Source organism: Niallia sp. 01092, assembly GCF_052318935.1.
GTDB lineage: Bacteria > Bacillota > Bacilli > Bacillales > Cytobacillaceae > Niallia.
This window is the reverse complement of sequence record NZ_JBQRKO010000001.1, coordinates 17711-30506: the sequence shown is the minus strand read 5'-3', so window position 1 is coordinate 30506 and position 12796 is coordinate 17711. Positions and strand designations below refer to the sequence as shown.

The 12796-nt window shown below is 32.5% G+C and carries 9 protein-coding genes; all 9 read right to left on the bottom strand.

Going from position 1 to position 12796, the window contains the following annotated elements; genetic code table 11:
* Nucleotides 1-27: 27 nt before the first annotated feature.
* Entirely contained in the window at nucleotides 28-882 is an 855-nt protein-coding gene (locus ACTXGU_RS00160; RefSeq protein ID WP_443479472.1) for a minor capsid protein, read from the bottom strand.
* Nucleotides 875-2167 (bottom strand): phage portal protein, encoded by a 1293-nt coding sequence (locus ACTXGU_RS00155; protein ID WP_443479471.1) that lies wholly within the window; start codon nucleotides 2165-2167, stop codon nucleotides 875-877. The genes ACTXGU_RS00160 and ACTXGU_RS00155 overlap by 8 nt, the downstream gene beginning before the upstream one ends.
* A gap of 14 nt (nucleotides 2168-2181) precedes the next feature.
* Nucleotides 2182-3936 carry a hypothetical protein gene (locus ACTXGU_RS00150; RefSeq protein ID WP_443479789.1) on the bottom strand — a complete coding sequence of 585 codons (1755 nt, stop codon included), beginning with the start codon at nucleotides 3934-3936 and terminating at the stop codon, nucleotides 2182-2184.
* Between the two features lie 242 nt (nucleotides 3937-4178).
* Nucleotides 4179-4730, bottom strand: a complete 552-nt coding sequence (locus ACTXGU_RS00145; RefSeq protein ID WP_443479470.1) for a tyrosine-type recombinase/integrase — start codon at nucleotides 4728-4730, stop codon at nucleotides 4179-4181.
* 111 nt (nucleotides 4731-4841) lie between these two features.
* Nucleotides 4842-5306: a phBC6A51 family helix-turn-helix protein gene (locus ACTXGU_RS00140; protein ID WP_443479469.1), complete on the bottom strand. Its 465-nt coding sequence runs from the start codon at nucleotides 5304-5306 to the stop codon at nucleotides 4842-4844.
* Between the two features lie 131 nt (nucleotides 5307-5437).
* A complete protein-coding gene (locus ACTXGU_RS00135) occupies nucleotides 5438-5770 on the bottom strand; it encodes a hypothetical protein (protein ID WP_443479468.1) in 333 nt (110 codons plus the stop codon).
* Between the two features lie 14 nt (nucleotides 5771-5784).
* Nucleotides 5785-6228 (bottom strand): hypothetical protein, encoded by a 444-nt coding sequence (locus ACTXGU_RS00130; RefSeq protein ID WP_443479467.1) that lies wholly within the window; start codon nucleotides 6226-6228, stop codon nucleotides 5785-5787.
* Between the two features lie 15 nt (nucleotides 6229-6243).
* Nucleotides 6244-7014 (bottom strand): hypothetical protein, encoded by a 771-nt coding sequence (locus ACTXGU_RS00125; RefSeq protein ID WP_443479466.1) that lies wholly within the window; start codon nucleotides 7012-7014, stop codon nucleotides 6244-6246.
* A gap of 83 nt (nucleotides 7015-7097) precedes the next feature.
* A complete protein-coding gene (locus ACTXGU_RS00120) occupies nucleotides 7098-12737 on the bottom strand; it encodes a phage tail tape measure protein (RefSeq protein WP_443479465.1) in 5640 nt (1879 codons plus the stop codon).
* Nucleotides 12738-12796 lie beyond the last annotated feature (59 nt).

Genomic DNA, 12796 nt, shown 5'->3' with positions numbered 1-12796 from the left:
AGACAAAAAGCCACCCATACGAGTGACTTAATCTAAAATATTAAATTCGTACCAATCGTCATAAGTAGCAAATTCCTGATATTCCTTTTGGCTAGTTTCTTCTATTAATATTGGTAGCCATATACTTCTACAATGAATATGTGCCGGAAGCATAGGTCTATCTAAACTTTCAATAGGATAAATAAGTCCATGATGTTCTCTGCAAAAGTTTGTTGTTTTCTCATCTAATGTAGCGTGGAAGAACAATTTTTCAACTATTCGACTATCTACAAAAGATTTTTCTTGTGAATCCGTAATAACCCTAAAAGCCTCAGTTTCCACTAAAGATTTACTGTGGCTATATCGAATATTCATCGACTTATTTACATTCTTTGCGATAGCATCTATAGACTCATTTTTCCTTAAACTTTGTGTGAAAGATGTAAGAATTTTACTCACTAATGAAATATGATTATTTTTAATCCTATCCATATAAGAAGTACCATTCCAGTTAAAATTGACGATGTTATTGATCTCATCTTTATCCCATTTTCGATATTTAACTTTTGATTTAGTAAACTTTTCAAGCGTATATGCCTGTTTATAATAAACTTGACTGAACAATAAGAATAGCAGTCCATTAACAATTGATGATTCTTTATCAATGAGTGATTTGACTTGTTCCTCCAAATAATTCTGAAATGATTGCAAACGATTATACTTTAACATTTCCGAGTAATTGAGCAATCCATCTTTACCAAGTTTGATAAATAGCTTACTTATGTAATCGATAGTACTTTCCTCTTGTTTCTTATACAGTTCAGCAATCTCTAATTCACTTGTTTCAATATCTTTAATGTTTTCTTCGATAATTTCAATGATTGCTTCATCTAAACTATTCATCTCTATTCACATTTCTATTTTGTAATGCATTATCTAATTCATTTAATCCCATTGCATCACGTTCCTTCATTAAACGTTCAATAGCTGCTTGAGGATTAGATACTCTAGGATGCCATGACAATAAATCTTCTAATGGAAGCATGTCTTTTAATTCCACAATCATATCGGCAATAGTCTTTTCATCGACAGGAACATTTCTACTGAATGAGATAACTACGTCTCTATAGGAGCATTCTTTACCTTCTGCGGTTTGTAGCCAATCACAGAATAATTCTAAACGCTTCTTAATGACTTTCTCGAAAGTGGCTTCTTTAAGAGCAGTTAAGTTTTCTAATTCCTGTAATTTCAATCGAATAGAAACACCACTTGTATTAGATTGAAAGTTTTCATTTAAATTCACAGTATTTGTTTGAATATATACTTCATCTTGCCACTTATCTAACATCTCATTAAAGAAACTGTTATTAATATCTTTCGTAGCCCAATAAACCTTGCTTCCCGGAGGAGTAATTAGTATACCATTTTGTTTCATTTTTACCGCTTCTTCATAGTCCAAATCCGCTCCTTCAATAACTAAATATGCACTTCTATGGTCTAACATCTCATTCACAGCAGTTGAGTTAGCAGCATTATATAAATCTACAATACTTATAACATCAGCAAATGCAGATTTTTTTAAATCGTTATTAGGATTTTCATTTACAGGACAAGAAGAAAATAAGTGTGGTTTTTTATCTATCACAGTTAATAATTGATTTTTCAGTGAATATTTAGTTATGAATGTACTATCCCAAACATCTACATAGGTAGTATCATCAAATTTTTTCTTATATCTTCTAACTGCCAATGAAACATTTTTTTCTATTGTCCCATCTGTCAGTGTAATCATTTCTAATGGACTAAATGCAGCACATTGAAATTCTTTATTCTTAGTAGAATATGCTACCTCATAGGAAACGCCATATACTTCACTAAGTTCTTTTAGTTTGATATTATGTTCCTTTTCCCAGTATCCAAAATGAGCTTCAATGGAATTAATAAATTGTTTATTTCCATTTTTAGATTGGTACGATATAGGCTTACCTAACATATAACCAACATAATTTTGTACAGTTTTACGACAATAGTTAAATACTGCTCGTCTATCATTTTTGGTTTGATCAAAGAAAGCATTTTCATATAAAATGTCATGATCGCCATTATAATATCTTTCTAATTTTTCATAATATGATTTCCTTTTATCCATCTCATCTAAGAGTAATAATATTATTTTTTCTTGCTCCATCTTTCCACCTCATACTAAAAAAGCCAATCCCTAGGAACACTCTTGACTGACTTTAAAATTTCTATTTCTAATATTTGTTTTGCAAATTCACTTAAACAGTCTGCAAAGTCATCTGTACGACTATAATCACAACCAGCAAACTCTTTTAAATGTTCGATTGGCTCCTCATCTTCTTCATTAAAGACAATTTGACCTAAGTTAACATCTCCGACAATTGTATTAATTTTGTCATCTTTATTTTTCGTTTGATGTTTATTAATCCATTCAAATTTACGTCTTTTCAATTCAGAATCAAGACTAACTAATTCCTGAAGTCTGATAACATCGGCTCCTGAATACGTGTTTTTCTCTATTGAAATATGTGTAATTTCTGGATATTCTTTAAGTAATTTTAAGGTTTGTTGTATATAGTCCTCATACTCATGCTTAAATACTAATCCTTTTCTTACATAGCGAATATTATTTTCACCAAGGCTCCCAACTATATAAGCATAATAGTCTTTTCGTTTTTGTTTATTCTTAGTTCCAGCTGGGTCAATAACTAACATTGTTTTAGTAAAATCATGAGCATTAATTGATTTATCTGATTCAGTAATAATAGTGTTAAATTTCTTTTGACCTTTTGAATCTAGTTTAGCTTGTACCTCTTGGTTAAATGAAGCTGGATTTGAATAATAATCTAAAGCATAATCCAAACAATCCCAAAATTCAGACCATAATAAAGGATATTGCATTTCTTCTTCATGGTCATAATAAAAACGCTTAGCAGTATCCAAACGATTCTCATCTTTATTATTAGTAAGAAGCTTTTTAAATTCTAACCATAGACCTTCATTGAAAAATTCATCTACATCATCTACAAGCACACCTTTTTCTTTTCTAAATTTCCAAGTAGGGTCTTTGTGTAATCTAGAGTAGAAGTCCTCTGGATGTTGCAAAGTTCCTAATGCAATCATATGGGCTTGTTTAACAATCTTTCCATTTTCATCTTTCTTAGGTTTCTGAATAGCCTTAGTAGCATCATCTGAATATCTTTTCCACTTCTGTTCCCTTGCGGTTTCCGTCCTCACATCGTCATCATCTTGAAAGTCATCTAAAATTAAAAGTTCAACACGGATATTTTTCCCATATTTACGACCACGCATAGGAGACGTACTGGAAATACTTTCGACCATACTTTTGTTTGTGAACTCGATCATATCAGCGTTGTTTATTAGACTTCTATTGGATGAGTCGATTAATTTACCAAAGGAATGCTCCATGTAAATATTATCTACAATAGAATCCCTAATTTGTTTAATAAATTTTCGAGAAGTGTTACCAATACTTGACCCTACTAATGTGTACCTTTTTAATCGGTACGCATGACAAAACACTACTGCACTTAAATTTCCAAATGCAGATTTCCCTGTACCCCTTGGTAGGATATACCCTTGTCGAGCGTGAGTATTTCGTAAAATCATATCTTCAATATCTAGCCATATTTGTTTATGGACAGGAGCGATAGGAGCACAATCATCATCGTTTACAAATACATCTTGTAAGTAATACAAGCAAAAGAATTCTAACGATCTCTTACCTAAGCTCCAAGCTAAACCTTTTTCACCGAATAGATTTTTTTCATATTTTTGCATAAGATACTTTGCACGTTGAATTGCTTCTTTAGGCGAGTATCCTTTTTTCATGTAGTCTTTAGCTAGATACTCACGTAACAAATCACGATTTCTCTTATTATTAATTTTGTCAATTTGTGATGCGATTGTAATCACCTCCAATAAAAAAAATTTCAGAAAAAATTTATGAAGGTTGTTGCGGGCATATTTCACCATTTTTTAGACAGAATGGTACCCCCTCATCCCTTCATATCGCTTGCTTATGACCTCATATCATCGCTGATACATATATAATCTGAATAGATAAAGCTTCATATAAGGCTGTTATTGCTGTCTGACAGTCAAAGTTGCATCATGAATCTCTCTTTATTCCAAATAAAAAAGACCATTTTCAGGTCTTATAGTGAAAAATCTATAAGTGTTGCTTCTACTTCATCGTCTGTTATTCCAATATATCCTAGTGTAATGGACGGTGCAGAGTGATTAAATAACGTTTGAAGAGTCGCTACATCTTTATTTCTTTGATAATGATGATAGCCAAACGTTTTACGCATTGTATGAGTACCTATATCATCTCTATCTATCATCTTTGCTGCTTTAACAAGTGATCTATAGGCTTGAGTTGTAGATATATTCTTATCACCTTTACGACTCGGGAATAGATAATCCTCATCATCCATACCTTGAATATATGTAGCAATCTCTTCACGTAAAGTATTATTAAGATAGAATCGTTTAATCTTCTTTGTTTTAGTTTCTTTCTTAATAACATGTTGTTTATTCTTTACATCTTTAACTTTTAATGGAACAATATCGCTTATTCTAAGTCCAGTATTAATACCAAATACAAACATAAAGTGATCTCGTTCACTACAATGTCTTCTTAATGACCATTTCATTTCCTCAATTTCTTCTCTTGTTCTTAGTGGTTGTACGTTCTTTTCATCCATTTTCATACCTCCAATGTACGATATTGTATCTATATTCTTATTATAATACATAAGTATAGTAATATCAACAATATGAATGTATGAATACATACAAAAACGTACATTGTCTAATTAATCATCAGATTCAACATCCTCATATTCCTCTAACATTTTTCGTTCAAATTCCTCGTCTTCCATCTCCAGTATATCTTTAGGAGTAGAACCTTCATTATTATTTAGATTAGTTGTTAATTCAATACTACTTGATGGTTTACCTAGAACATGTTGAACAATACGATCACTGGCTTTTAGTCGGATACTTTCATCCTCAGATTTAAGCAATGCCGCCTGTACTTTGACAGCTTCCTCAAGCAATCCAAGCATCAACGAGCGTGATACATTTTTTTTGTCACGTTTGTATATGTCTACCGCCTCTATAAATTCTGGCTTCTTTTCCCACTTATATAATGTGGTTCGTGATACTCCTACAGCTTTAGCAATCATCTGTTTCTCCATGCCTCCGTAAGCAAGTAGACATGCAGCTTCATCTTGTTGTTCAGTCAAACCTAATTCATTTAGCTTCATTAGCTCATCCATTTTTACAATTTCACCCCTTTACAAGTTAACATCATTTTGTGTAAATTTACACTTCTTTATCACTGACACAAAAACCTATTTATAATTATTCTCTCCTCATAAAAAATACTCAGGTCATCACGAAACCTGAGTCAATCAATCTCAAAATATGCTTTCACATTCGATAAAAATAGATAACTAATTGCATCGTTTGATAATTCATCAGCTACATTTAAAATTTCTTTTAATTTATCATGAAACTCATTTACGCTAGGCTTAACATTAAATAAAGATTCCATTCGTTCAAATAATTCCTTTTTATTATCTTCATTGATGTGATAAGAAACTGCCTGTTTTTCAGACTTGGCTTCTATTAGCAATTTCATCATATCTACAATTTCATCTAATGTTCCTTCATAAGTTTCCTCGATTTCTCCAATTCGTTTAACATATTTCATATATCCATTCCTCCATTTTCTTTCCATAATAAAAACCCTCTCTAGTGAATTAAAGAAGGCTCATCATCATAAACAATTATCTCATTAACTACTTGCCAACCTGATTCAGTAAAGTTCCCTTGTTCAAACATCTTATTTACCCATTTATAATAATCATCCTTACTGACAGTAGGAACAAACTTATATCTAATATCAAGCAAACAATCTCTCAAATAATCATAGTTATCTGCTAAAATGGATTCGAACTCTAAGTCACCCTTGGTCAAATAACTTAATCTTAAATCAAATACAGGAATGATTTTCACATTATCTACATCATCAAACAAGTAGGATAAAAATGGATTCCTGCTTATTTGGTTTGTCAGTTCAATTAATCCATGTAATCTAAAAAAGCCTTGAGTGATACTTTCCATCAATACTTGTTTACTTGCTATTTCTGGGTATGCTTCCATTACCTCTTTTATGATTTCATCTATTTTTTTCATTTTATTTCCCCTTTTTTATGTATATTCAAATTGGTACGTAAAACTTATATAACAACTGCCCTCAATGACGATCTCATTATTTCCGTAAGCAAATTCTATTCGTCTATAATTGAAGTAATCACTGTAATCATTCTTATAATAATCAAAATTATCAATATGAAAATAGTTTTTCGTTATTCTACATGTATCTGAATCCTTTAGATTCTTTATTATGACTGGATTAGTATAATTACGTTTATTGTATATTTTTAAATCTCCATCTCCTATTTTCTTAATCTCGATAGTTGGAGAAATATTTCTTCCTTTATTCATTATTTCAAACTCATTTTTAGAAGTTGTATTATAAAAAGGTGTCTTAATTACATGACTATATTTATATGGAGAATTACATTTCATCGGTACCTGAAGATAACCTTGACCTAATCCATCGTGAAATAAAGTCACTTCTTCATATGGCATTGCATAGTAAATAACATCAAGATTTGATTCAAAAGCTAATATCTTATATTCGTCAACATCTAACCATTCTTCAATTTCCTCTAATAAATTATTTGAATATTTATCGTTACCAAACCCATGTTCAAAGTAAAGAAAAATGTCAAACATTAAAGGCTCTTTCCTCACATGGCTAAAATAAGGCTTGTCTTTACCTGCTGCATACATCTCATATATCTTTCTGTCTGCAATTAAGTGTTCAGTTAATGGTGTTTGCATAGATACATTAACAACACCAAAATCACTAGATTTTCTTCCGTTATATATAAAATATAAACTTTCTTTAATCATTCTTACTCACCTCAAGCACAACAAAAAGAGCCGATAAAAATAACCGACTCCAAATAATATCGAATATACAGTTTAAATTGTTTCTATTTACCTCCCGTAGATTTAAACCTATTATAGACACGTTTTAACGTGTCATCAGCATGTGCTTTAATGAGTTTAACAACAGCATCTCTATCAGTCCCGTATATATTACCAATTCTCAAGTGAATAACTGGACTATATGATGTACTACTATTATTCGTCACAGCACTTGCAGAAGCAGGAGCCTGTGGGACATTTACATTTATATTTATCAATTTGCTAACATCTAAATTACCCAATGTCGAAGCCAACTTTTGAGACGTTGTTAGCGAATCTTTAAATTCCTTCGTTTCATCTTTATTGAGTATCTTCTCATTTGGATGAAGAATAGATATCTTTCCTTCATTACCTGCCCAATTTGTTTCTCCTCCTGTTGCGAAAGAAGCAATTTTAATAGGCTTAAAGTCTTTACCATTCATATATCTATTTGCCTGAATAATCAAATCCAATATATTATTACTCATAGCTTTACCGAGAACAGTCGTATTGGCTTTGATATTTGCATAATAACCGTCTAAATCTTTCGTAATTTGCTCCATGTTGCCATTGATAATATTGGAACGCATATCAGCAAACTTCTGCTCATTATTGACTAGATTGTTATATTTTTCTTCAATTGCATCTTTTCGATTATTCAAGTTTTCAATACGTTTTTCTTTAAACTTATCAGATTGCATATCATCAATATTTTCATCTTGATCAGCTAATTGTTTCTGTAAATCAGATACTTTAGACCTAGCTTCATAAGAATCATCCAATTGTAACTTAGCTATTTCATCTAATAAATCTTGTCTATCCTTTTGTGCCTTCTCTAGATTCTTTTTATAATCAGCTTCGTCTGCTTCCTTATTAATCCCTTCAATCACATCATCAATAACCTTCAATTGAGCATCTTTAACGGCTTCAGCAGACTGTTTATAGGCATCAATTACTTTATCTGCCATGTTCAAACGCTCATCTAATAATTGCTGCTCAAGAGAAATCATTTCTTTCATTCTCTCCTGAACATTATCATTAAGTTGATCCTTCTGTGCTTCCGTTAATTCTTTATTACTTTTAACTTGCTGTTTTAAATATTTGATGGATTTACTTTCTTGCTCTAATTGTTTACCAACTAAACTTTCTTTCTTCTGCTGTTGCTTAATCCATTCTTTAGATGTTTCATTTTCTTTATTTTGAACTAAATCAATTTGAGCTAAATTATCAGAATAAGACTCTTTTGCATGGTCAAAACCTGCAACAATAGAATTAATTAAGTCCATATTTAATTGCTTAATTTGATCCTGTAACTGTACAGCTTCTTCCTTTAAAATATTCACATTCGACTTAGCATTGTCGATTGCCTGTGCTCTATCAGCTTTTTCGGAAGATTTATCGGAGCTAACTCCTGTAGAAGCAGTCACAGCTTTATCAGAAGAGTATCCAGTCGTATTACCTGTTAACCCTGAGCCGCTCATAATAGCAGCAATTTTATTAGCCCAACCCGGATCAGTTGCGTATTGATGGGTTCCGTTGTTGAATCTCATCTTTTGAAGAGTATCTTGACCATATCGACCATTAGCATAATTATCAGATATCCATTTAGCACCTTCAATAATACCTGCATTTGCACCGTTATATCCGTATGAAGAAGCATAAGGGGAAGCATCAAATGCACCAATACCATAGAAGTTGTTTTTACTTTTAGCAATGTTACTGTTACCCCAACCAGTTTCGTGTGCAGCGTGTGCTACAAGGTATAATGGGTCAAGTCCACTAGCATTTGCAGCGTCTATAAAAGCTTGACCTGAATTGTACATAACGGAACCTTTACCTGCTCTAGAATTAATCCATTTATTTAATTCAGAAGCCGATACACGAGTTTGCTGTTTGAGATTTTTGTTAACAAGTGAACCAGAGTAGGGGGAAGAGATTCCGCCTGTTACTACTGATTCAGAAGAAGCAGAGTCAGATTTAGTTACTTTACCAGTTTGCTTGATATTACCTGATTTAATTTGACTCTCTAAATCTCTAGTTTGTTCTTTATTAAGTTTTAATTGCTTTTCAGTAAGCTTTATTTCAGCCTTAATTGAATCTTGATATTTTTTAGAATATCCAACTAAATCCTTTTTCTTTGACTGAATTTTAGCTAATTCAAGATTTAACTTCTCTTGTGCTTGCTTATATTTATCAGTTACGTATGTAGACTTATCAGTTGCCTTATCCACTGACTCAGCTTCAGTTCCAATTTCAGATAAACCCTTACTAGTGAAATCTAAAGTTTTCTGTAAATCATTTAATTTATCCAAAGGTTCGACAAGTGAATTAATAGCAGTAAACTGTTTAGCTAATTCTGCTCCTAATTCACCATTACCATTTCCAAAAGCTTCCGCCATTTGAGCAGATATTTCAGCACGTTTCTTTTCTGCATCAGCAACAGATTGAATACCCATTATTTCTGTTCTAAAATATTCTAATTTTTTAGCAACAGTTTCTTTAGAAGATAATACTGATTTCTTTTGAGCCTCAATAATGCCATTGAATGATTTAATATGAGCATCACGTAAGGCAACAACGCCTTTTTCATTTACCTTTACTTGTCCATTTTCGATACTAAGACTGTCGGACAGTCCTTCGACAGAATTTGCTAATTTAATAGCTTCATTTGCGGTAATTTGCTTACCTTCTGCTAAATCTTCAAGTAATCCGTTCAAAGGGGCAATGGTTTCTGCGGTTGATTCATATAGATCCTTTTGTGTAACAGCAATAGAATTTTCAAAATCACCAGCTTTGGCTAAATCAAGGACAATTTTAGAAAGTGCTTCAAAGTCACCTTTAGCATCTTTGATTTTATCTGATAGAGTTTGCATTCCGCCTGCTCCATCATAAGCTCCTTCTTCTAAATCGCCTGTTTTCTTTGCTAATTGGTCTAAAGTATTCTCATTTTCTGCACTTGCATTAGAATTCTTTTTAGTACTATCTGTTAATCCATCTAGTGCCTTTTGTCTTTCTTCAAGACTATTTTTTTTCCCTTCTAATTCCTGAACTTTTTGTAACTGGTCAGCATATTTCTGCAAGTCATCTGAATTAGATATGGCTTCCATATACTTGCGAAATTCTTCTTGTGCTTCGATAAACTGACCTTTATATTTCCGATAACCATCTTCATCATTAGCTTGTAAAGCTGCTTCTTGTTTTTTAGCTAATTCAGCAATTCGATTATTATAATCCTCTTCAGCGTCTTTTTTAGCCTCAACATTATATTTATCTTTATAAGCCAACATATCATCAAGCATACGCTTTTGATCATCTTTCATATCAGCGAGCTTGTCATTTTCTTTTTCAATATCAATATTTAAAAGAGATGATTCTGCTTCATTTGCAGCCTTAGCCATAGCCACTTGCTCTTTCGTCATGGCTTTTAAAGACTCTAAATATTCTTCTGCATTTCCTTTATTTAATTTTAGCTTATCTCCATATTTACCAGTTGACTCAATAAGTGCAGGATTAATTTTCTGGATACCCTCTAATACACCTTGTAATTCTTGTTGTTTTTGAGCAGAACCATCAGATTGAGATTCTAGATCTTTATATCTACCGATTAAATATTCTAACTCACTCGAATTCTTTGATGCAGATTCAGCAGCTTCAGATAATGCTTCAGTGTGTAAGCCTGCTGCATTGGTGCTTTTCATAAAAACGGAGGCGAGCATTTCGACTGCCACTATTCCTATGCTAAAAATTCCAAATGATGACTTTAAGGCTGTTAATCCTATACGAAGAGCTCTCACAGCCTTAACGACTCCATAAATAGCTGCACCAGCCAAAGGAAGATAGATATTAAGTCCATGAGTGGCACTCGTGAATTCGTTAAATCCTTTGATTAAATCAGTCGTACCTTTTAATAACAAAACAAGTCCCGATCTAACACCATTTTCAGAAATTGTCCAACCTAGTTCTTGCATACTTGCAATAAGGTTATTAGTTTGATAAGCTAATCCTTCTTGATAAGTAGCTAATTCCTGTGTTCCACTACCGTAACTATTCATAGAAGTATTAGTATTCTCAACTGCCCTGTCCATATTATCCAACATAGTCAAAACTTTTGAGTTCATCCATCCTCCACCAAGTACTTGAGCTAATTGGTTAAGAGTCTGACTATCAAGAGTTTTAGAAACTTTGGATAAATCTAATAGTACATCAAACGCATTACGCATTTCTCCATTTGCTTCTTTTGTCTGTACACCTAGAGATTCGATGAAATTTTGTGAAGAATCTCGCATATAGCGATTATATAAAGTTTTTTGGAAATTCCCCACTTCATTACCTGATAATTTTAGAGTTTCCGATAACATACTTGCCTGTCCTACCAACTGATCGAAGGACAAACCAGCATTCTTGGCTACTCCCGAACTTTTACTTAGTGCATCTAATAATCCTTTTACAGTGGAACAAGTATTATTGCTGACATTATTTAGACTATCAACAACTTTATCTAAATCTTCAATTGCCAATCCCCATTGTCGATATTGTGAAACAAGTCCATTTGCTGCTTCGTCAGGAGTCATTTCTCCAATTGTGCTGAGCAACAATGATTTTGCGTTCACAGCAGTAGCTTCAACCTCTTTAAATCCAAGGCGGCTAATGTTTCCTAAACTAGAAAGTGCTCCATCAATTGTCTGACCAAAAGAAAAGGCAGCATCAGAAGCAGTATTAAATACCTCTGCCATATCCGTTCCATTAGGCATAACTTTTTGTATACTGATCAATAATTCGTCTAGCTTATACATATTTTCGATAAGCTTATCCATAGCAGTAAAAGGTGCGAACATAGCAGCAGACACAATAGTAAACCTAGCCATTGTACCAACAGTACGAGCCAATGAATCACCAAATCCATTAGTATTAATAGCACTATTTCTAGCTTCAGAGCTAATGTCACGATACTGTAATCTCAATCTATCCATTTCATGAGTTGCATTAGGAGTACTGGAAGAAATTTTCTGAACACTATTCAACCAAGAATTTAATCCAGCCGTATCAAAATTAGAATTATTAGTATTACGAGCAGATAAGTTTCTTGCATTAATCTGCATTTCCTTTTGAAACAATTCTATCTGCTTTGCAATTTTATTATTCTGTTGCTCTATTTGACTATTAATCTTTTGTTCTGTTTGTAATTGCTGTTCCCTAATTTTTTGTGAATTATCACTCGTAGTCTTACCAGTTAATGCAAATCCACTTAACCCTTGCATACTACTATTTAATTTAGCATTTTCGAAATAGAGCTTAGATACCTTACCAGTGGCATCAGTAACGGCAAGATTAAATTTCTCAACTTGCTGATTCAATGGATTTAGCGTTTGGTTGACTTTAACCTGACCAAACTGTTTATACTTTTCAACTGCTTTCTCAACTGAAGAATATAATTCTTTTACACTCGATATATCCTTAGAAGAAACTGGACTTACTTTCGTATTAGCTATTTTCTTCTGAATAGATTCAATTTGTTTCGTTATATTTTGTAATTCTTTACCATTTATTCCAACGCCAATATTTAATTTTTTCTCGATCTTTGCAAGTTGACTTTTAATCGTCTGCTCTGTTTCTTTCTCTTTCAATTTACCTTGAATCGTTACCGTCAAACCGTTTGGTTGTGCCATGATTATATTCCCCCTTTCTCAAATAGTTTTATAAACGCAAAAAAAGCACCCTCAAATGG